The organism is Sulfitobacter sp. AS59 (genome assembly GCF_038899995.1).
Classification (GTDB): domain Bacteria; phylum Pseudomonadota; class Alphaproteobacteria; order Rhodobacterales; family Rhodobacteraceae; genus Sulfitobacter.
The window spans coordinates 785,101-805,264 of sequence record NZ_JBBMQK010000001.1; the positions used below are offsets into that span (position 1 = coordinate 785,101).

Consider the following 20,164-nt stretch of genomic DNA (forward strand, 5'->3'; position numbering starts at 1 on the left):
TTTCGTTAAGCTTAATAGCCGTTTGCCATAAATTGCGCATCGCAATCTCGGGCAGAACCCCTATATCAGAGGCAGTAGGAGAGAAAATGAAATCAGTGATAGCCCTTGTTTTTGTTGGATTGTTTGCATCTTTTGCAGTTGCACAATCCGCCACAGAACCACCCGCCCCAGTGCTGTTTGCACCGGCAGATATGGCAGATTTGAGTGAATTCCACTGGAAAAAAAGGCCGGTTTTGGTCTTTGCCGACAGTCCGGACGACCCTGCGTACATCTCGCAGATGGAATTACTGATGGCCCAGCAAGAGGATTTACTGGCACGCGATGTCATCGTGCTGACCGATACGGACCCTGCCGCGCGCAGTGCCATGCGGCTAAAGATGCGCCCGCGCGGGTTTATGTTGGTGCTGGTCGGCAAGGATGGTGGCATCAAGCTGCGTAAACCGCGCCCGTGGGATGTCCGAGAGATTACGCGCAGCATCGACAAGATGACGATCCGGCAGCGCGAAATCCGCGATGCCAAGGAACAGCCGCGCCAATTGTTTGACTGAACGCCGGGCCTGAACCCACGCAGCGCCACGCCAATCGGGGCGGTGCAAGACACCGATCCGATGGCGGGGCTGATGCATGGGCTGGCAATCATTGGCTTTATTCAAACTCGATAATGACGTCGTCAACGGCCAGACTGTCGCCTGCGCTCGCGTTGATTTTTGACACGGTGCCCTTCTTCTCGGCGCGCAGGATGTTTTCCATCTTCATCGCCTCGATGGTGCATAGGTTCTGGCCTTCTTGAACTTCGTCGCCGACTTCGACGTCGATTTTAACAACCAAACCGGGCATCGGACAGAGCAGCAGCTTGGACGTATCCGGCGGCAGTTTTTCGGGCATCAAGCGGGCCAGTTCGGCCTGACGCGGGTTGCGCACATGCACCTTGAGGTCAGCGCCACGCGCACGAATGCGGAACCCGCCCGAGATTTTGCCGACCTTAAAGATCAACGGTGCATTATCGACCGTCATCGTCGCCAGATGATCGCCCGGCGTCCAGTCGCCCGCAACGCGCATTTCATGCCCATCCTCGAATGTGACGGTCGCGCCTTCATGGTCAGCGGCAATATCCACGTCATAGGATTGCCCCTGAATGGCGACATTCCACGCGGTACCAACCTTGCGTTCGTGATTGTCCATCCGACCCGACACGCGGGTGCGGCGGATTTCGCTGACCCGGTGCATGGCCGATGTTGCCGCAGCGATGCGGCGCAGTTCAGCCTCTGGCAATTCAACGCCTTGGAAGCCGTCCGGGTATTGTTCTTCGATAAAGGCAGTCGTCATGTCGCCTGCGGTAAAGATCGGGTGATCCATCACGGCGGACAAGAACGGCAGATTGTGACCGATGCCTTCGACCTCGAAACTATCAAGGGCCACACGCATCGCCTCGATCGCTTCGGCACGGGTTGGGGCCCATGTACACAGCTTGGCGATCATTGGATCGTAATACATGCTGATCTCGCCGCCCTCATAGACGCCAGTGTCATTGCGCACGGCCATGTCGCCGCTTGGCGCATCGCCATGCCATTTGTCATTGGTCAGCAGCGGGCCAGCCGCGATTTCCATGGGCGGACGGTAACGGGTCAAACGACCGATGGAGGGCAAGAAGCCACGGTACGGGTCTTCGGCATAAAGGCGGTTTTCGATGGCCCAACCGGTCAGTTTCACGTCGTCTTGGGTGATGGTCAGCTTTTCGCCATTGGCCACGCGGATCATCTGTTCAACCAGATCGACGCCGGTGATCAGTTCGGTCACGGGATGTTCCACCTGCAAACGTGTGTTCATCTCGAGGAAGTAGAAATTCTTGTCGCCATCCACGATGAATTCGACGGTCCCGGCCGAGGCATAGCCAACCGCTTGGGCCAGTGCGACGGACTGTTCACCCATGGCTTTGCGCGTGGCCTCGTCGAGGAACGGCGAAGGCGCTTCTTCGACAACTTTTTGGTTGCGGCGCTGGATCGAACATTCGCGTTCGCCTAGGTAAATGCCGTTGCCGTGGCTGTCGCACAGAACCTGAATTTCGATGTGGCGCGGCTGGGTTACGAATTTCTCGATAAAGATACGGTCGTCGCCAAAGCTGTTGGCAGCTTCGTTCTTGGAGGACTGGAAGCCTTCGCGGGCCTCTTCATCGTTCCATGCAATGCGCATCCCCTTGCCGCCGCCGCCCGCAGACGCCTTGAGCATGACGGGATAGCCAACTTCGTTCGAGATTTTCACGGCTTCGTCCGCGTCGGCGATCAGGCCCATGTAGCCGGGTACGGTGGAGACCCCCGCTTCTTGCGCGATCTTTTTCGAGGTGATCTTGTCGCCCATTTTCTCGATCGCGCCAACTGGGGGGCCTACAAATGCCACGCCCGCAGCGGCAAGCGCTTCGGCGAATTTCGAGTTCTCGGACAGAAAACCATAGCCGGGGTGCACCGCCTGCGCGCCGGATTCCTTAATCGCGGCCATCACTTTGTCGATGACGATATAGGACTGGTTCGCAGGGGGTGGGCCGATGTGGATCGCCTCGTCCGCCATTTGCACATGCAACGCTTGGGCATCGGCGTCGGAATAGATGGCGACGGTCTGGATGCCCATCTTTTTCGCGGTCTTGATAACACGGCAGGCAATTTCGCCGCGGTTGGCGATCAGGATCTTATTGAACATGGGCTGTCCCTTTGGGTCTTGAGGAAACGGAAAAACCCCGCATCAGCATGGGCTGAGCGGGGTCGGAATTATCGTATAGGGATGCGCCGCCCACGCGGGCCGCGTCATCCAGTTGAGTGTGATCGTCTAGATCAGTTGCAGCGTACCGCGCCGGATTGGCATGCAAGCACGTTTGCGCCTGCACCGATGGCCGCACCTTGCAGCAAACCGCCGCCGGTAAGCGCCGCAGCACCGGCACCGACGACACCGCCGCCAAGGGCTTGTTCGCCAAGGTTGTCGCCGCAAGCGGCAAGGCCTGCACAGGCTGTGAGGGCGAGAATGATGTTCTTGATAGGCATAGGGGGCGTCCTTTTGATCTGCTCAATGCAACGTTCTGAATACGTGGCTTAACGCGATGATAGATCAATGGTTCCGTCGCACCCAGAGCTTTACCAAGCCCCGCCCCGGCAAAGGGCAAAAACCCGCTGGCCACGGGGCGGTTATCCGCTGATGTGATCCATGCGGGCATCTGTTCAATCCTCGAACGCGTCGGGGAAAGCCGCACGGGCAAGCGGTTCATTGATCACCAGCAAGGCCTCGTAGTCTGCGGGATCAAAGGGGTCTTCGGCAGGGACGACTTCGCGGCCGAACATCCACGACAAACGGCCCGCATCCAGATTGCCACGCTCGAACGGCTCTGTACCAAAGGACTCCCACAGGGCCGCCATAAACGCCGTATCCGCACGCCGGTCCACGGACTTACGATCCGAGCGCCGTTCGCGACGGGTCAGCGGCGTCACCCCTTTGGGGTTGGCGCGACGAATGGTGAATTGATAGTCTGAACCGGGCATACGCCCCGGAAAACCGCGATGTTTCAGCATGATGCCCCCCAGACTGCAGGGACCATGCGCTGTGAAATCAAAGCAGGTGGTGTGGGGACAGACGCAGCGGCCTGCCCCCGGCAAGCTTTACTTGTACTTGCCTGTGTATACTGGCTCAACCGAGATGGGCTCGGGTGCGACAACAACATATTCTTCCTGCTTGGGCGCGCATGCTGAAACAGCTGCGACAAGGCCGAATGCGGCCAACATTGTGATGCTCTTTGACATCGTAGTCTCCTGTGATTGCATAAAGGGTCCGGCACTGCCTCATGCCAATAAAACCCCGCTTTTGTGGTAAGGGATACCTGCGTATTCCTTGGCGCGATATTACCGCAGTTGCCGCGCATTGCATACGGGGCCGTTTTCGATCGGCGAAAATGTGTCGCCAAAGCCGCAGTTCTGCCAGTACGTGCAGATGGCTGCGCAAGATATTGTGGTTGCATCATAATGCCTCCCAGATGCAGATGCCCTTTTCGGGGCGATATGCTTCGAAAAACTGTGTTACGCTTGGGTCTACGGCACCAAATTCAACCGCCCTGTCCGCCAATGAAATCACAATCACGTCGCCCGTCAGCGCATACTGTGCGGCATAGGGGATGGCCAGCGTGTCGCACAGCGCCTTCATATCAGGCGATGCCACGTTATAGGTGATCGTGCCCCCGTCACGGGCAATAGCAGGCGCTATGAAACGAAACCGCAGCCATGTCTCATCGCCCATCTGATCGACCAGAACCTCTTGCAGGTCGACCTGCTGCCCCGAGGGGACATCAAGCGCCTGTAGCGGCGACGCCGCGAGCAAAAGGGCAGCGACCAGTTTCATCTGGCCACCTGCCCCGCCAGAGCGTTTGATGTATGATCAGCGAACGGTTTCACGCGTTTCTCCTGTTCCGCCAAAGATTCTATGCCTTCGGCGAGGATATTTAAGAGCCAGAGAAGTCAGAGCGGGATGTTATCGTGTTTCTTCCACGGCATCGTTTTGGATTTGTTGCGTAGCGACGCAAAGGCGCGGGCAATACGTTTGCGTGTCATGCTGGGCTGGATGACCTCGTCGATGAAACCGCGTTCGGCTGCCACAAACGGGTTCGCGAAACGCTCTTCGTAGTCGGCGGTGTGGCTGGCGATTTTTTCGGGGTCATTCAGATCGGCGCGGTGGATGATTTCCGTCGCACCCTTGGCCCCCATCACCGCGATTTCAGCGGTGGGCCATGCATAGTTAAAGTCGGATTGCAGGTGTTTGGACGCCATCACGTCATAGGCACCGCCGTAAGCCTTGCGGGTGATCACGGTCACCATCGGCACTGTCGCCTCGCCATAAGCAAAGAGCAGTTTGGCACCGTGTTTGATCACGCCGCCATATTCCTGGCTGGTGCCGGGCAGAAAGCCGGGAACGTCGACCAAGGTCAGGATCGGGATTTCGAACGCGTCGCAGAAACGCACGAAGCGCGCCGCCTTGCGCGAGCTGTCGATATCCAGACAACCGGCCAACACCATGGGCTGGTTGGCCACAACGCCAACAGTTCGGCCTTCGATACGGATAAAGCCGGTCAGGATGTTCTTGGCGAAATCTTCCTGAATCTCGTAGAAATCGCCCTCGTCTGCCAGCTTGTGGATCAGCTCTTTCATATCGTAGGGGGTGTTCGCGTTCACCGGCACCAGCGTGTCGAGTGAGGATTCAATCCGGTTGGGATCATCAAAGAACGGGCGGACGGGTGGTTTTTCGCGGTTGTTAGCGGGCAGGAAATCCACCAAGCGGCGCACTTCGGCCAAAGCCTCAACATCGTTTTCAAACGCCGCATCGGCGACAGATGATTTGCGCGTGTGAGTCGAGGCACCGCCCAGCTCTTCGGCGGTGACCTGTTCGTTGGTCACGGTTTTCACCACATCGGGGCCGGTCACGAACATATAAGACGTGTCTTTGACCATAAAGATAAAGTCGGTCATCGCAGGGGAATAGACCGCGCCGCCCGCACATGGCCCCATAATCACGCTGATCTGCGGGATCACGCCTGAGGCTTCGATATTACGCTGGAACACTTCGGCATAGCCCGCGAGGCTGGCCACCCCTTCCTGAATACGCGCACCGCCGGAATCGTTGATGCCGATCACGGGCGCGCCATTTTGAATGGCCATGTCCTGAATTTTGCAGATCTTCTGGGCGTGGGCCTCGGACAAGGAACCACCGAAAACCGTAAAGTCTTGGCTGAAGACATAGACGAGACGGCCATTGATGGTGCCCCACCCCGTGACAACACCGTCGCCTGCAGGCTTTTGCGACTGCATGCCGAAATCGGTGCAGCGGTGCGTGACGAACATGTCGAATTCCTCGAAAGACCCCTCATCGAGCAGCAGATCAATCCGTTCGCGAGCCGTTAGCTTGCCACGGGCGTGCTGCGCATCAATGCGTTTTTGCCCACCACCCAGGCGGGCCTCTTCGCGACGGTCTTCCAGCTGTTCCAGGATATCTTTCATGACGCACCTCTTTTAGATTTTCGCCATACTAGCCAGTGCAGCTAAACAACCAAAGCGTCTTTTAGCAAATTTGCAAAGTATATTCAGCCACACTTGTGCAAACTGCAAATACGCAAACTGTGAGGAAGGTCATAGACAATAACAAACCACAGGCATAACTGATTTGCATGAAGAGTGAAAACGCTGTCCGCTTTTTGGACAAGACCAGCCCTCCGCATATTTCCACGCTGATCCTATTGTCAGGCATCGGTGCGCTGGCGATGAACATGTTCCTGCCCAGCCTGCCATCAATGGCGGTGTATTTCGATACAGACTATAGCGTTATGCAGCTGTCTGTGCCCCTCTATTTGCTGTTCAGCGCAGGCTTGCAGCTGATCATTGGCCCCGTGTCCGACAATCTGGGGCGGCGCAACGTCTTGCTGTGGGGGTTGGTCATATACATGATCGCCACGCTTGGCTGTATCTATGCACCGACGGCATTTGTGTTTCTGATTTGCCGCTGTGCGCAGGCCATCATCGCCGTCAGCATGGTGCTAAGCCGCGCGGTCGTGCGTGATATGTTCACCCAAGACAAAGCCGCGTCGATGATCGGATATGTCACCATGGGGATGGCCGTGGTGCCGATGATCACGCCCGCAATCGGCGGCGTGTTGGATCAGGCATTCGGCTGGCAGGCGACCTTTTGGGCCATGTTCTTGGTCGGCGTGATCGTCTTTGCACAGACATGGTACGACTTGGGCGAAACATCGGTTCGGTCGGGCAAAACCATGCGCCAGCAATTCAGCGAATACCCCGAGCTGTTCAAATCGCCCCGGTTTTGGGGATATTCGATGGCGGCGGCCTGCTGTTCGGGCGCATTCTTTGCCTATCTGGGCGGCGCGCCCTTTGTGGGCAGCGAAGTCTTTGGGATGGAGCCCGCCGAGCTTGGCCTGTACTTCGGGGCACCGGCCATCGGGTATTTCATAGGTAACTTTATCACCGCGCGCACGGCCACCAAATGGGGGGTCAACACGCTGGTGCTGTGTGGCTGTCTGGCCAATGCTGTGGGCGGTGCCGTGTCGATGCTGATCTTTCTTGCGGGCTACGGCAGCCCCATATCCTTCTTTGGCATGATGACGCTGGTCGGGCTTGGTAACGGGCTGTGCATCCCCAATGCGACGGCGGGCTTGCTGTCCGTGCGTCCGCATCTGGCCGGGACTGCATCGGGTCTGGGTGGCGCGGTAATGATTGGCGGGGGTGCCGGGCTTAGCATTCTGGCCGGATCATTGCTGAGCAAAGAAACCGGAGCCTATCCGCTGTTGTGGATCATGCTGGGGACGGCTGTGGCCGGGGTTGCGTCGATCTTGGTTGTGATCCGCCGCGAAAAGATGCTGGGCATCCGCTGACGACAGACCTTGTCGGCGCTACTTTGCAAAGCTAGCATGGGCCTATCTGCAAATTTGCAAAGGCCCTGATCCGGATGGCAACACAAAAGCTTTATGCTGGCGCGAAACTGCGCGAATTGCGCACCAAGATTGGCAGCACGCAAAAGGATTTTGCCGCCAAGCTGGGCGTGTCCCTGCCCTATTTGAACCAGATGGAGAATAACAACCGTCCCGTCAGTACGACGGTGGTTCTGGCGCTTGCGTCCGAGTTTGGGATGGACGTGACTGAACTGTCGAGCGGTGACAGCCAACGCTTGGTCAGCGATATGCGCGAGATTTTGGCAGACCCCTTGTTCGAAGGCGACACCCTGCCGCTGGCCGATCTTCAGCTTGCCGCATCAAACGCGCCGGGGCTGGCGCGGGCCTTTATCAAGCTGCACCAAAGCCATCGCCAGACCCATGAACGCCTTGCCTATCTGGACGAGGCATTGGGCCGCGAAGATGCCCGTGCCTCCCCCAGCCCATGGGAGGAAGTGCGCGATTTCTTTCATTACTGTGATAACTATATTGATGCGGTTGACCGCGCCGCCGAACATTTCGCCCGTGCCAACAGCGATGGCAAAACGCTGAAGGCCACGGCGATAGCCGCGCTGACGGCGGTGGGTATCAAGGTCAGCTTTGACGATATGGCGGCCTTGCGCCGCTATGATCCGAACGCGGGGGTTTTGCACATCTCATCACGTGCCCCGCAAGAAACGCAACTGTTTCAACTGCTGTTCCAGACGGCCATGACGCGGCAGAACAGCCTGCTTGAGGCGACGCTTGATCTGGCGCGGTTTCACAGCGGTGCCGCGCGGGACATCGCCAAAATCGGGCTGGCCAATTATTTCGCGGGCGCGGCGCTGATGCCCTACCAGACGTTTTTGGCCAAGGCGCAAGAATGCCGTCATGACCTCGAGATCTTGGCAGGGCAATTTGGCGCGTCGATTGAGCAGGTCGCCCATCGCTTGTCGACGCTGCAACGGCCCGGATCGAAGGGTATTCCATTCTTTTTCGTGCGCGTCGATCAGGCGGGTACGATCACCAAGCGCCATTCGGCCACGCGGTTGCAATTTGCCCGGTTTGGCGGGGCGTGCCCGTTGTGGAATGTGCATAGCGCGTTCGAAACACCGGGGCGGTTCCTACGACAGCTTGCCGAAACACCCGATGGGGTGCGCTATATTTCATTGGCGCGCGACATCTCGAAACCCGCCGGACGGTTCGGCGCGCCGGTGCGGCGCTATGCGATTTCATTGGGCTGCGAGGTGCGCCATGCGGCGGCCATGGTCTATGCCGACGGGATGGACACCAGCCGCGCATCCGCCTTTGAACCTATCGGGATTTCCTGCCGAATTTGCGAGCGTAAGGGCTGCCACCAGCGGTCTGTTCCGCCGCTTGAACGGCAGTTGGTTGTCGATCCTGATTTGCGCGATGTATTGCCCTATCAGGTGGAATAATCAGCGCCGTGCGGCACGCCAGCCTGCCGCGCGCGCCTCACTTGCGGAACAGAACCAACGTTCGCCCTTATCCGTGCGGATCGCGGTGCGTTGATAGTCGCGTTGGCCCGCCACATGGAAAATGCGCACGCCTTTGGTGCTGATATTGCCCTTGATCGTGCAGCCATTTTGCCCGACATGCGCCGGCGTTTTGGCCCTCGCAACCCGAGCCGCGCGTTTTTGGGCGCGGAATGCTGACGGGCGGATCATCGTGTAGGCGTGAATGCCGCGCCCCGCCCGGATCGCGGATTTTTCCACGGCGATATAATCGCGAGAGTATTCGGCAAAGGCAAAGGCCAGCCCGCTAGCAACAAGGTTTTGCCCGACATCGACATTCCCCACCACGCAGCGCGCCACACTGCGCCCGTAGCGATCTGTATCAATCTGTCGGCACACGGTCTGCTTGCCTTGGTAAGCATCGCGCACCTGCGTGGTCACGAACGCGCCGCAGCGCAGTTCATCGCCGCGCGCATCAGTGCAGGTTTGATCGCCCTCAGGCGCATCGATGCCGAACAGGCGCACACGCGTGCCGCCCACATCAAATGTGTCGCCGTCAATGACCTGAATGGTGCCAGTGATGCGTTTGCCCGCCGCCTGAGCGGGTCCGCTGACAATGGCCGTGCTGAGCACGATACACAAAAGTGAACAAAGCTTTAACATGCGCCATGACTGGAGCGTTTGACGGCCCCAATCAATGGCATTTGTTAATTCGAGTTAACTTTTAATATCCCGGCGCGACTTAGCGCTGCGATGTTTCCCAATTCGGATTAATCCAAGGTTCATCATTCGCAGCGGCCAATGGATCGATCCCCAAGATATGGTCGGACATCTTTTCACCGACCATGATCGACGGCCCGTTCAGATTGCCGTTGGTGATCCGCGGGAAGATTGAGCTGTCCGCGACGCGCAGGCCATCCACACCAATCACCCGGCCTTGCGGATCGACAACCGCATCGGGATCATCCGCACGCCCCATGCGACAGGTGCCACAAGGGTGATAGGCGCTTTCGGCGTGTTCACGGATAAAGGCATCCAGTTCGTCATCCGTTTGCACATCGGCACCGGGCTGAATCTCGCCTTTCACGAAGGGTTTGAACGCGTCTTGGGCGAAAATCTCGCGGGTCAGGCGGATGCAATTGCGGAACTCCTCCCAATCGCGGTCCTGCGACATATAGTTGAACACGATTTTCGGCGTATCGGCAGGGTCGCCCGAACGCAACGAGACGGACCCACGCGAGGTCGACCGCATCGGGCCGACATGGGCCTGAAACCCGTGCCCTTCCGCCGCTGCCTTGCCATCATAGCGCACGGCAATGGGGAGGAAGTGATACTGGATGTCAGGGTATTTGATCCCCGCCTTGGACCGGATGAACGCCGCCGATTCAAACTGGTTGGACGCGCCCAGACCGGTTTTGGTGAACAGCCATTGCGCGCCGATGACGGCTTTGGAAACGAGGTTCCAGTGTTTGTAGAGGGTAATCGGCTGGCTTGCCGCCATCTGGATGTACAGTTCAAGATGATCTTGCAGGTTTTGGCCCACACCGGCGCGATCCGCGACGACCTCAATGCCATGTTCCGCCAAATGCGCGGCTGGCCCAATGCCAGACAGCAACAACAGCTTGGGCGAGTTAATCGAGGACGCGGCAAGGATCACCTCGCCACTGGCGCGCAGCACCTCGGTCTTGCCGCCACGCAGCACTTCAACACCAACGGCGCGGCCATCTTCGATCACCACACGTTGTGCGAGTGCGCGGATCACCTCAACATTGCCGGTCTTTTGCGCGGGGCGCAGATAGGCGTTGGCTGCGGACCAGCGCCGCCCGCCATACACGGTCTGCTCCATCGGGCCAAAGCCCTCTTGCTTTTCACCGTTGTAATCGTCGGTCGCCTCGTAACCGGCTTGTTTGCCAGCCTCGACAAAGGCCTTGAACAGCGGGTTTTTGCGCGGGCCGCGCGACACGTGCAGCGGACCGTCTTTGCCGCGCCATTCCGTGTCGCCGCCATGACCGCCGTCATGCCAATGCTCCATCCGTTTGAAATAGGGCAGCACATCGGCAAAGCCCCAGCCATCGGCCCCTTGTTCGGCCCAATGGTTATAATCCTCGGCGTGGCCACGCACATAGACCATGCCGTTGATCGACGATGATCCGCCAATCACCTTGCCGCGCGGAGTCGCCAGACGGCGGTTGCCCAAACGCGGTTCGGGTTCGGATGAAAAACCCCAGTCATAGGTTTTCATGTTCATCGGATAGGACAAGGCCGCAGGCATCTGGATGAACGGGCCTGCATCGGTACCGCCATGTTCGATCACCAATACCTTGCGCCCGGCCTTGGCCAAACGGTACGCCATCGCGCATCCGGCGCTGCCTGCGCCAACAATAATAAATTCAGCTTGCATCAATTCACGCTCACATATCCGATCAGCAGCGACAGGAATGCACCAACATGCACCACCATAATCGCGCGATCTTTCCACATCACACCAACCGCAAACCACAGAACAATGCCCGCGAAAAACGCGAACACGTTCCAAGGTTGCAGCCCCATCCCCGTCAGCCCGTAGCCAACCAGTTGGACAACTGTCGCGACCCATTTCAGGACATCAACCCGGTTCATGCGCGGGTGTTGCGCCTCTGGTTCTGGCAGTCCGACCATTAGAAGGGTGCTTCCATATCGCCCATGCGCACATAGACGGATTTCAACTGGCTATAGTGTTCGATCGCCGCTTTGGAGTTTTCGCGACCAACGCCCGAGTTTTTCATGCCGCCAAACGGGGCCTCGACGGGCGCGTCGTTATAGGTGTTGATATAGCAGGTGCCCGCCTGAAAGTTCGCCGCAACGCGGTGTGCACGGGACAGATCGCGGGTGAACACGCCAGCGGCCAAACCGAATTCGGTGTCATTGGCACGGGCCATCACGTCGTCTTCGTCGGTGAAATCCAGCACGGACATGACCGGGCCAAAAATCTCTTCGCGGGCAATTGTCATGTCGTCGGTGACATCGGCAAAGACGGTTGGCTGCATATAGAACCCTTTGCCGTCAATCGCATTGCCACCATAGACCAGACGCGCGCCTTCCGCCTTGCCCTTGTCGATATAGCCCAGCACGATATCCAGCTGGCGCTTTGACACCATCGGGCCAAAGCTGGTGTCGGGGTCCATCGGATCGCCGATCACCGCATTGTCCAGACGTTCGGCCAGACGTTTCAGAAACGCCTCTTTGATATCCGCATGTACGAACACACGTGTGCCGTTGGAACAGACCTGACCGGAGCTGTAGAAGTTGCCCACAATCGCACCGCTCACGGCGTTTTCGATATCGGCGTCTTCGAACACAATGATCGGGGACTTGCCGCCCAGTTCCATCGTGACATGCTTCATCCCGTCGGCCGCAGCGGCATAAACCTTGCGGCCCGTGGGCACCGATCCGGTCAGCGATACTTTGTCGACGCGCGGGTCGGTGACCAATGCGGCACCTACTTCGCCCATGCCTTGCACAACGTTGTAAAGACCCGCGGGCAAACCCGCCTCGACCAAAATCTCGGCCACTTTCAATGCGGATAGCGGCGTGGTCTCGGACGGTTTAAAGATGATCGAATTGCCGCAAGCCAGCGCGGGGGCACCCTTCCAACAGGCGATCTGCGTGGGGTAGTTCCATGCGCCAATACCGACACAGACGCCCAACGGTTCGCGGCGGGTATAGACCCAGTCTTCGCCCAGTTGGATGTGTTCGCCGGTCAGCGTCGCGGCCATACCGCCGAAATATTCCAGCGCGTCCGCACCGCTGGTGGCATCGGCAACCGATGTTTCCTGATAGGGTTTGCCGGTGTCATAGGTTTCAAGGATCGACAGGTCGTGATTGCGTTCGCGCATGATATCGGCGGCGCGGCGCAGGATGCGGCCCCGCTCTGTCCCGGTCATGGCACCCCATGCGGCTTGGGCGTCGCGGGCGGCTGTAAGCGCCTGTTCGATAATCGCGGGCGTCGCTGCATAAACGGTTGCGATCTTTTCGCCGGTGGCGGGATAGATCACGTCGATGGGCGTGCCATTGGTGTCTTCGACATAAGCGCCGTTGATAAAGTGGCTGGCGGTTGGTTGGGTTTGCATAGGGTTCTCGCTTTTCGGTGCCGGTCTGGTCGGTGGATTTCAATTGCGGTGGAAGTCTATTCGCCGCGCGGGAAGCGTTTGTTATCTTCTAGCACGTTTAGGTCCATATGGTTGCGCATGTATTGTTCGGACGCATTGCGCAGGGGCTGGTAATCCCAAGGGTAATAGCCGCCCTTGCGCAAAGCCTCGTAAACCACCCAGCGGCGGGCCTGGCTTTTGCGCACATCGGCGTCAAAGGCATCCAGATCCCAGCGGGCGTCGGCCTTGGCGCGCAGGGTTTGGCGGGTGCCTTGGTGCGCGGGAACTTCGGCCAGATTGGTCAGCTCGTGCGGGTCGGCGTCCAGATCAAACAGCTGATCGGGGTCCAGCGCGCAGCGGTTGTATTTCCACTTGCCATAGCGCAGCGATACCATCGGGGCATAAGATGCTTCGGCGGCGTATTCCATGGCGACAGGTTCGGTGCGTTCCACCCCCTGCCCCATGGGCACCAACGACTGGCCCGTGGTCCATTCCATCACCTCGTCCATCGACACACCCGCAAGATCGCAAAGGGTCGGGCAGACGTCGATATTGCTGACAGGCGTTTCGTTCAAACCGGGTTCCATCTGCGGGGCCGCTATCATCATCGGCACGCGGGACGAGCCTTCATAAAAGCTCATCTTAAACCAAAGGCCGCGTTCGCCCAGCATATCGCCATGGTCCGAGACGAAGACGATAATCGCCTCTTGGCGGGTATCCTTAAGCGTTTGCAAAATCTCACCGATCTTGTCGTCAAGATAGCTGATATTCGCGAAATACGCTTGGCGGGACCGTTTGATATTATCCTCGGTGATGTCAAAGCTGCGCCAGTCATTCGCATCAAATATGCGTTTGGAATGGGCGTCTTGCGCGTCATAGCCCAGATCACCGACCTGCGGCATCAGGTGCTCGCAGTCGTTGTACAGATCCCAATATTTCTTGCGCGCCACATAGGGGTCATGCGGGTGGGTAAAGCTGACCGTCATGCACCACGGACGGTCATCAAGCCCGCGCGATAGATCATACAGTTTGCGCGTCGCCTCGAACGCGACGGCATCGTCATATTCCATCTGGTTGCTGATCTCGGCCACGCCAGCGCCTGTGACCGACCCCATGTTGTGATACCACCAATCGATGCGTTCGCCGGGTTTGCGGTAATCCGGCGTCCACCCGAAATCGGCAGGGTAAATGTCGGTGGTTAACCGTTCCTCGAACCCGTGCAACTGATCGGGGCCGACGAAATGCATCTTGCCCGAAAGACAAGTTTGATAGCCCGCGCGGCGCAGGTGGTGCGCATAGGTCGGCACGCTCGACGGGAATTCCGCCGCGTTGTCATAGACGCCTGTCGCGCTTGGCAATTGGCCTGACATGAACGCCGCCCGGCCCGGCGCGCACAGCGGGCTGGCGGTATACGCGTTCTTGAACCGCGTCGACCGCGCCGCCAGTTTTTTGAGGTTCGGGGCATGCAGCCAATCGACCGGACCATCAGGAAACAGCGTGCCATTCAACTGGTCAACCATGAGGATCAGGATATTCGGCTTGGTCATGGTTTGCTTCCGATCAGAATGTTCAAAAGGGACAGTGCTTGCGCGCAGGCAGCAGGCGCGCTGCCAGTGTCAGAAAGGGCCGCGCGCAGATACAAGCCGTCGATCAACGCGGCGAGGGTTTCGGCGTCTTGTTCGGGCTGCGCTGAAATCGGGCGCAAAGCGTGGGTCAGGTTTGACCGCAGCCGCGCCTGATAGACGATCAGCAAACGATAGGTTTCGACATTGGTGCGCGACGATCCATATAGCGTCATCCACGCGCTGACCGTCGCCGGATCAAAAAAGCTTTCGTCGAAACTGGCCCTGATAATCGCCTCGGCGCGGGCCGCTGGCGTTTTGGCCTTGCGCAGTTCGCGGCGCACCTCGGCCGAATACTCCGACAGGATATAGCGCATCGCCGCGAGGAAAATCTGATCCTTGCCGCCGAAATAGTGGTGGGCCAGCGCCTTGGACATCCCGGCACGTCGCGCGATCTGATCAACGGTTACATCCAGCGACTGCGCGGCCCCGATTTCGGCAATCGTCGCCTTGACCAGCGCATCGCGGCGGATCGGTTCCATTCCAAGCTTGGGCATTGTCGTTCCTCAACGTTTCCGGTCGGTATGATTCCGGTGCTTGGAACAGATGTAGGGTTATTGACCCGCTAGTCAATAATAACCGACTTCACAGGCCTGCTGACGCGCTGATTTTCGCGTCGCTTACAGCTTGGTCGCGGGGCTGGCCGGGGTGATCTGGCGGTTCAACATCGCCTCGCGCCAGGTGATAAAGGTCACCGAGCCCAAGATCACCAAGCCGCCGATGATCACCCAGATATCAATCGGTTCGGCAAAGACCAACGCGCCTAGGGCGGTGGCCCAGACCAGCTGTAAAAACGTGACCGGTTGGGTGACCGTCAGCGGTGCAGCAGCAAAGGCTAGGGTCATCGTGTAATGTCCCGCCGTCGCAAAGCAGGCCACAGCGGCCAGAATACCCAGCTCTTGCCATGTGGGCGCGATCCAGACAGGCAGCGCAAAGGGGGCCAGCATCAGCGTGACAAACAGCGACATCATCGCCACCACGACCGATGGCTTCACCTCGTCCGCCAACACTTTGGCCAACAGATATGCCCCGCCAAACACCACCGCCGCGATCAACATCGCGTAATGCCCCATCGCAAGCTCGCGAAACCCGGGGCGCAGGATAATGACGGCACCGACCAAGCCAAGAACAACCGCAATCATCCGCCGCAGCGCCAGCTTTTCCCCCAAGAACAGCGCCGCACCAATGGTCACGTAAATCGGTGCAAGATAGTTCATGGCGGTCACTTCGGCGATGGAAATGCGGGTCATCGCGAAAAACCACAAGATCACGCCGATCCCGTGCAATCCGCCCCGCACACTGAACAACGCCCATTGGCGACGGGTCAAATGCGCGGCCCGCAAGGCACCGATTGCTGGCAGCAAAAACACCAGACCAAAACCATATCTGATAAACGCCGCCTCGGCTGCGGGCAGACGTGGCCCCACATATTTCACCAGTGCCGTGACGCAGATGAACAGCAATCCGGTGACAACCATCCAGAAAATGCCGATGACGGGGCGTTGTGGGGGTTTGGTACTCATGCGTCCTTCATTCCCCAACCGCGCGGCAATCACAAGATCACATCAGCAGCAACTTGGCCGCAATCGCCCACATCGTCAGCGCGATCAATCCGTCAAGGATCTGCCAACTGCGCGGCCGTGCAAAAAGCGGGCTTAGCAAACGCGCGCCATACCCCAGACTAAAGAAGAACACGAAGCTGGCCATGACGGCCCCAACCCCAAAGGCCAGCCGGTTGTCATATTGCGCGGAAATCGACCCCAGCAAGACCACCGTATCAAGATACACATGCGGGTTCAGCCAGGTCAGCGCCAGCAACGTCAACAGCGTCCGGCGCAAGGTCAGCGGGCCTGCACCTTCGGCCTCAAGCGCCTCTCCTCCGCGCCAGGCAGAAAGCGCATTTTGCGCGCCATACCAGATCAGAAACGCCGCCCCGCCATAGCGCATCACCGGCTCGAACCATGGCACCGCCTGCCCCAACGCCCCGAACCCCGCAACGCCCGCAGCGATCAACGCGGCATCCGATACGGCACAGGTCAGGCACACCCAGAACACGTGGCTTTTGCGTAAACCTTGCCGCAAAACAAAGGCGTTTTGCGCCCCGATTGCCAAAATCAAAGTCAAACTCAGGGCAAAGCCAGGTAAAAATGCGTTCATCAGACCCTCGTTGAAACAGAAATACCCCTAACATCGCAGCTGAAAAACGCAAACAGAAACACGACTTAGCCGGTCCGCACCCCTTGACGGCGGATTTTTGCGAATGCGCATGAAACAAATTCGTGATCTCGCGCGTATCCTCTGGCGAAACCCAACAACAATACCTATCTGACCAAAATGGATTTAAGGAAAGATGTCATGTCAGACGAAAAACAGAAGCTGGAAATCAGCCAAAGCGAATTAGCGCTTATTGAATCGGCGCTTCATACGCAGGCCAAAATACTAAGCGTTCAGGCAAGCGCCGGCGGTGCAAAAGCATTGACGCGCTTGAACGATGTCAAACGCGCGCTGTCCAACATCACGCAGCAAAAGCCCGCAGCAAAAGCGGAAAAATCCCGTCAGCCCGGTGTATTTTTCAGCATGGCGCGGATGTTCGGCTAACCGCTAAAGATTCATTACCCGGTTACAAAAAAGCCGCCCCCGATAGTGGAGGGCGGCTTTTTTACGTCTTAACGCCAAGCTGCTTCTAGAAAGATGGCTTAAAGCTGCTCCATCACCTCGTCCGAGGCTTCGAAATTTGTGGTGACGCGTTGCACGTCATCGTCATCTTCCAGCGCATCGATCAGCTTCATCAGCTTTTCCATGCCTTCCAGATCCATCTCGGTGGTGGTGGTGGGGCGCCACACCAGCTTGGTGCTCTCGGATTCGCCCAACTCTGCTTCCAATGCCGTGGCCACATCGTTCAGATCGGTATCAAGGCACCAGATCACATGGCCCTCTTCCGTGCTTTCTACGTCCTCGGCACCGGCCTCGATTGCGGCCATCATCACAGTGTCCGCATCGCCCACGCTCGCCGGATAGGTAATCTCGCCCTTGCGGTCGAACATAAAGCCGACGCTGCCGGTTTCGCCCAGATTGCCACCGTTTTTGGTAAAGGTTGACCGAACCGTCGACGCCGTGCGGTTGCGGTTGTCGGTCATCGCCTCGACGATGACAGCCACACCATTTGGGCCATACCCCTCATAGCGGATTTCTTCGTAATCTTCGCCCTCGCCCGCCGAGGATTTCTTGATCGCGCGGTCGATCACATCCTTGGGCACGGAAACCGATTTGGCTTCTTTGATCGCCAGACGCAAACGCGGGTTTTTATCGGGGTCGGGGTCACCCATTTTGGCGGCAACGGTGATCTCTTTCGACATCTTCGAAAACACCTTCGCGCGCAACTTATCCTGACGCCCTTTACGGTGCTGGATGTTTGCCCATTTTGAGTGGCCTGCCATGGTAACCTCGTCTGCGTAATTCCGGAACTGTGGCCTTATAGGCCAGCGCTTGCCCACGAACAAGCCACGGCGCATCTGCACGTCTCAACTTCTCTGGCTTACAAATATCCTCGGGGGTTTGGGGGCAGACAGCCCCCATTCCGACTGCTAGGGCTTGGATGAAAACCTCAATTTAAGTGACCCGCCCCATGACCCAAGACCAGATTATCCTGTTCACCCTATTCGCCGCCGTCTTTGGCATGCTGCTTTGGGGGCGCTTTCGCTATGATCTGGTGGCTTTTTCCGCGTTGATGATCGCGGTGGTGCTGGGGGTGGTGGACAGCAAGAATGCCTTTGACGGGTTCGGCCACCCTGCCACGCTGATTGTGGCGCTTGTGTTGGTCGTCTCGGCTGGGCTGGTGCGGTCGGGGGCCGTGCTGCTGATCACGCGCACTATGGTTGATGCGTCGCGCAGCTTGGGCGCGCATATCACGTTGATGGGCCTGATCGGTGGGGTTTTATCCGCCTTTATGAACAATGTGGCGGCGCTGGCATTGCTGATGCCCGTCGACATACAAACCGCGCGCAAGGCGGGGCGCAATCCGGGGCTGAGCCTGATGCCGCTCAGCTTTGCGACAATTCTGGGCGGGATGGTCACGCTCATTGGCACGCCGCCCAACATCATCATCGCATCAATCCGGCAGGAATCGCTGGGCGCGCCCTTTGGCATGTTTGATTTCGCCCCCGTGGGCGGGATCGCCGCAATTTCCGGTCTGGCCTTTGTCGCACTGGTCGGTTGGCGCATGATCCCCGCGCGCGATGACAGCGCCCTCAAGCCCGAGGATCTGTCCCAATATATCGCCGAGCTGACAGTGCCAAAGGGCAGCAAACAGATCGGCAAACGTCTGGCAGAACTGCAAGGGGCCGCGGATAAATCCGACGTGGCAATGCTGGGCCTGATCCGCGATGGCCGCCGCGTGTATGGCCAAGCACGCAACGTCGCGCTGCAAGCCGGTGACGCTTTAGTGATTGAGGCAACGCCAGATGCCCTAGACGAGTTTCGCAGCACCTTGGATTTGCTCGTTGCGGACAGCACGCGCAATAACTTGCTGCGCGCAGACGGCGAAGGGGTCGAGATTATCGAGGTGGTCGTCACCAACGATTCCCGCCTGAACGGGCGGTCGGCCCAAACGGTCGGTCTTGCATGGCGGCAGCGATCGGTGCTGCTGGGCATTTCACGGCAAGGCAAAAAGATCACCGCGCAGCTGCGTAAAACCGACTTGCGGGCGGGGGATATCCTGCTGTTGCTCGTACCGCGCGACACCGCGGCCCATGTGGTTGAATGGCTCGGCGTGCTCCCCCTCGCCGACCGCGGCCTTGCGGTGACTGAGAATAGCAAGGTCTGGTTGGCCATCGGGTTGTTTGGCGGCGCTGTCACAGCGGCCAGTTTCGGGCTGATCTACCTGCCCGTCGCCCTTGGGCTGGTCGTCGTGGCCTATGTCCTGGCCAAGATCGTGCCCCTGTCAGAACTCTACACCCATATCGAATGGCCCGTCGTGGTGTTGCTGGGGTCCATGATCCCCTTGGGTGCCGCACTTGAGACATCCGGCGGGACCGAGCTGATCGCCGGTGCCTTGATAGGGTTGACCGAGGGGTTGCCAGCATGGGTCGTGTTAACGGTGTTGATGATTGTGACGATGACCTTGTCAGATGTGCTGAATAACACGGCAACCACCATCGTCGCCGCACCCGTTGGCATTCAGATGGCTCAGACCTTAGGCGTCTCGCCTGATCCGTTTCTGATGGCAGTCGCCGTAGCCGCCTCAAGCGCGTTCCTCACCCCGATCGGGCATAAGAACAACACCTTGATCTTGGGGCCGGGTGGATATTCCTTTGGGGATTATTGGCGGATGGGTTTGCCGCTTGAAATCATCGTGGTTGCGGTTTCTATCCCGGCAATTTTGGTGTTCTGGCCGTTGTGATTTGATCAAGGCGAGGAGTGGGGGCCAGCCCCCATACACAGCACAAAATGGGGGCCAGCCCCCAGACCCCCGGGATATTTTGAGCCAGAGAACGGGGGCCG

At 58.4% G+C, this 20,164-nt stretch carries 20 protein-coding genes; 5 read left to right on the top strand and 15 right to left on the bottom strand.

The features are described 5' to 3' along the window. Positions 1 to 86 precede the first annotated feature (86 nt). Positions 87 to 548 carry a DUF4174 domain-containing protein gene (locus WNY39_RS03930; protein ID WP_342844207.1) on the top strand — a complete coding sequence of 154 codons (462 nt, stop codon included), beginning with the start codon at positions 87 to 89 and terminating at the stop codon, positions 546 to 548. Positions 549 to 645: 97 nt separating this feature from the next. Here WNY39_RS03930 and WNY39_RS03935 read toward each other — a convergent pair whose 3' ends face one another. The 6 genes from WNY39_RS03935 to WNY39_RS03960 form a co-directional block, all read right to left on the bottom strand. Next, entirely contained in the window at positions 646 to 2,691 is a 2,046-nt protein-coding gene (locus WNY39_RS03935; RefSeq protein ID WP_342844209.1) for an acetyl/propionyl/methylcrotonyl-CoA carboxylase subunit alpha, read from the bottom strand. Between the two features lie 131 nt (positions 2,692 to 2,822). Further along, positions 2,823 to 3,029 carry a hypothetical protein gene (locus WNY39_RS03940; protein WP_219580814.1) on the bottom strand — a complete coding sequence of 69 codons (207 nt, stop codon included), beginning with the start codon at positions 3,027 to 3,029 and terminating at the stop codon, positions 2,823 to 2,825. A gap of 174 nt (positions 3,030 to 3,203) precedes the next feature. Then, positions 3,204 to 3,551 carry a hypothetical protein gene (locus WNY39_RS03945; RefSeq protein WP_341234904.1) on the bottom strand — a complete coding sequence of 116 codons (348 nt, stop codon included), beginning with the start codon at positions 3,549 to 3,551 and terminating at the stop codon, positions 3,204 to 3,206. An 87-nt stretch (positions 3,552 to 3,638) separates the two neighbouring features. Beyond that, a complete protein-coding gene (locus WNY39_RS03950) occupies positions 3,639 to 3,779 on the bottom strand; it encodes a hypothetical protein (RefSeq protein ID WP_175498451.1) in 141 nt (46 codons plus the stop codon). A 214-nt stretch (positions 3,780 to 3,993) separates the two neighbouring features. Beyond that, a complete protein-coding gene (locus WNY39_RS03955; protein WP_342844213.1) occupies positions 3,994 to 4,371 on the bottom strand; it encodes a DUF6497 family protein in 378 nt (125 codons plus the stop codon). 116 nt (positions 4,372 to 4,487) lie between these two features. Next, positions 4,488 to 6,020, bottom strand: coding sequence for an acyl-CoA carboxylase subunit beta (locus WNY39_RS03960; RefSeq protein ID WP_342844215.1), 1,533 nt, complete (start codon positions 6,018 to 6,020; stop codon positions 4,488 to 4,490). Positions 6,021 to 6,187: 167 nt separating this feature from the next. Here WNY39_RS03960 and WNY39_RS03965 point away from each other — a divergent pair, with 167 nt between their 5' ends. Then, entirely contained in the window at positions 6,188 to 7,405 is a 1,218-nt protein-coding gene (locus tag WNY39_RS03965; protein ID WP_341234907.1) for a multidrug effflux MFS transporter, read from the top strand. Between the two features lie 74 nt (positions 7,406 to 7,479). Continuing rightward, positions 7,480 to 8,880, top strand: coding sequence for a short-chain fatty acyl-CoA regulator family protein (locus tag WNY39_RS03970; protein WP_341234908.1), 1,401 nt, complete (start codon positions 7,480 to 7,482; stop codon positions 8,878 to 8,880). Here the strand turns inward: WNY39_RS03970 and WNY39_RS03975 are convergent, their stop codons facing one another. The 8 genes from WNY39_RS03975 to WNY39_RS04010 all read right to left on the bottom strand — a co-directional run bounded on the left by WNY39_RS03975 (position 8,881) and on the right by WNY39_RS04010 (position 16,822). Then, on the bottom strand, positions 8,881 to 9,579 hold the full coding sequence (locus tag WNY39_RS03975) for a thermonuclease family protein (RefSeq protein WP_342844218.1): 699 nt from the start codon (positions 9,577 to 9,579) through the stop codon (positions 8,881 to 8,883). Between the two features lie 79 nt (positions 9,580 to 9,658). Next, complete coding sequence (gene betA, locus WNY39_RS03980; protein WP_342844220.1) at positions 9,659 to 11,317, bottom strand: choline dehydrogenase; 1,659 nt, start codon at positions 11,315 to 11,317, stop codon at positions 9,659 to 9,661. After that, entirely contained in the window at positions 11,317 to 11,574 is a 258-nt protein-coding gene (locus tag WNY39_RS03985; protein ID WP_342844222.1) for a DUF6552 family protein, read from the bottom strand. Before WNY39_RS03985 ends, betA begins: the two co-directional genes overlap by 1 nt. After that, a complete protein-coding gene (gene betB, locus WNY39_RS03990) occupies positions 11,574 to 13,025 on the bottom strand; it encodes a betaine-aldehyde dehydrogenase (protein WP_342844224.1) in 1,452 nt (483 codons plus the stop codon). Before betB ends, WNY39_RS03985 begins: the two co-directional genes overlap by 1 nt. 56 nt (positions 13,026 to 13,081) lie before the next feature. After that, a complete protein-coding gene (gene betC / locus WNY39_RS03995) occupies positions 13,082 to 14,590 on the bottom strand; it encodes a choline-sulfatase (RefSeq protein WP_342844226.1) in 1,509 nt (502 codons plus the stop codon). Continuing rightward, entirely contained in the window at positions 14,587 to 15,162 is a 576-nt protein-coding gene (gene betI, locus WNY39_RS04000) for a transcriptional regulator BetI (protein ID WP_341234914.1), read from the bottom strand. The genes betC and betI overlap by 4 nt, the downstream gene beginning before the upstream one ends. A gap of 123 nt (positions 15,163 to 15,285) precedes the next feature. After that, positions 15,286 to 16,188, bottom strand: coding sequence for a DMT family transporter (locus tag WNY39_RS04005; RefSeq protein ID WP_342844229.1), 903 nt, complete (start codon positions 16,186 to 16,188; stop codon positions 15,286 to 15,288). A gap of 37 nt (positions 16,189 to 16,225) precedes the next feature. Continuing rightward, entirely contained in the window at positions 16,226 to 16,822 is a 597-nt protein-coding gene (locus WNY39_RS04010) for a LysE/ArgO family amino acid transporter (protein ID WP_342844231.1), read from the bottom strand. 198 nt (positions 16,823 to 17,020) lie between these two features. Between WNY39_RS04010 and WNY39_RS04015 the strand changes: the two genes are divergently transcribed. Then, on the top strand, positions 17,021 to 17,263 hold the full coding sequence (locus tag WNY39_RS04015) for a hypothetical protein (RefSeq protein WP_341234917.1): 243 nt from the start codon (positions 17,021 to 17,023) through the stop codon (positions 17,261 to 17,263). Positions 17,264 to 17,361: 98 nt separating this feature from the next. Here the strand turns inward: WNY39_RS04015 and WNY39_RS04020 are convergent, their stop codons facing one another. After that, complete coding sequence (locus tag WNY39_RS04020) at positions 17,362 to 18,102, bottom strand: YebC/PmpR family DNA-binding transcriptional regulator (RefSeq protein ID WP_341234918.1); 741 nt, start codon at positions 18,100 to 18,102, stop codon at positions 17,362 to 17,364. A gap of 188 nt (positions 18,103 to 18,290) precedes the next feature. Here WNY39_RS04020 and WNY39_RS04025 point away from each other — a divergent pair, with 188 nt between their 5' ends. Then, positions 18,291 to 20,063, top strand: coding sequence for an SLC13 family permease (locus WNY39_RS04025; RefSeq protein ID WP_342844234.1), 1,773 nt, complete (start codon positions 18,291 to 18,293; stop codon positions 20,061 to 20,063). The last annotated feature ends 101 nt before the right edge of the window (positions 20,064 to 20,164 follow it).

Bases quoted from the DNA above. Each gene is read 5' to 3' on its own strand.
- WNY39_RS03930 (WP_342844207.1), top strand. From the start codon at position 87: ATGAAATCAGTGATAGCCCTTGTTTTTGTTGGATTGTTTGCATCTTTT.
- WNY39_RS03935 (WP_342844209.1), bottom strand. From the start codon at position 2,691: ATGTTCAATAAGATCCTGATCGCCAACCGCGGCGAAATTGCCTGCCGT.
- WNY39_RS03940 (WP_219580814.1), bottom strand. From the start codon at position 3,029: ATGCCTATCAAGAACATCATTCTCGCCCTCACAGCCTGTGCAGGCCTT.
- WNY39_RS03945 (WP_341234904.1), bottom strand. From the start codon at position 3,551: ATGCTGAAACATCGCGGTTTTCCGGGGCGTATGCCCGGTTCAGACTAT.
- WNY39_RS03950 (WP_175498451.1), bottom strand. From the start codon at position 3,779: ATGTCAAAGAGCATCACAATGTTGGCCGCATTCGGCCTTGTCGCAGCT.
- WNY39_RS03955 (WP_342844213.1), bottom strand. From the start codon at position 4,371: ATGAAACTGGTCGCTGCCCTTTTGCTCGCGGCGTCGCCGCTACAGGCG.
- WNY39_RS03960 (WP_342844215.1), bottom strand. From the start codon at position 6,020: ATGAAAGATATCCTGGAACAGCTGGAAGACCGTCGCGAAGAGGCCCGC.
- WNY39_RS03965 (WP_341234907.1), top strand. From the start codon at position 6,188: ATGAAGAGTGAAAACGCTGTCCGCTTTTTGGACAAGACCAGCCCTCCG.
- WNY39_RS03970 (WP_341234908.1), top strand. From the start codon at position 7,480: ATGGCAACACAAAAGCTTTATGCTGGCGCGAAACTGCGCGAATTGCGC.
- WNY39_RS03975 (WP_342844218.1), bottom strand. From the start codon at position 9,579: ATGTTAAAGCTTTGTTCACTTTTGTGTATCGTGCTCAGCACGGCCATT.
- betA (WP_342844220.1), bottom strand. From the start codon at position 11,317: ATGCAAGCTGAATTTATTATTGTTGGCGCAGGCAGCGCCGGATGCGCG.
- WNY39_RS03985 (WP_342844222.1), bottom strand. From the start codon at position 11,574: ATGGTCGGACTGCCAGAACCAGAGGCGCAACACCCGCGCATGAACCGG.
- betB (WP_342844224.1), bottom strand. From the start codon at position 13,025: ATGCAAACCCAACCAACCGCCAGCCACTTTATCAACGGCGCTTATGTC.
- betC (WP_342844226.1), bottom strand. From the start codon at position 14,590: ATGACCAAGCCGAATATCCTGATCCTCATGGTTGACCAGTTGAATGGC.
- betI (WP_341234914.1), bottom strand. From the start codon at position 15,162: ATGCCCAAGCTTGGAATGGAACCGATCCGCCGCGATGCGCTGGTCAAG.
- WNY39_RS04005 (WP_342844229.1), bottom strand. From the start codon at position 16,188: ATGAGTACCAAACCCCCACAACGCCCCGTCATCGGCATTTTCTGGATG.
- WNY39_RS04010 (WP_342844231.1), bottom strand. From the start codon at position 16,822: ATGAACGCATTTTTACCTGGCTTTGCCCTGAGTTTGACTTTGATTTTG.
- WNY39_RS04015 (WP_341234917.1), top strand. From the start codon at position 17,021: ATGTCAGACGAAAAACAGAAGCTGGAAATCAGCCAAAGCGAATTAGCG.
- WNY39_RS04020 (WP_341234918.1), bottom strand. From the start codon at position 18,102: ATGGCAGGCCACTCAAAATGGGCAAACATCCAGCACCGTAAAGGGCGT.
- WNY39_RS04025 (WP_342844234.1), top strand. From the start codon at position 18,291: ATGACCCAAGACCAGATTATCCTGTTCACCCTATTCGCCGCCGTCTTT.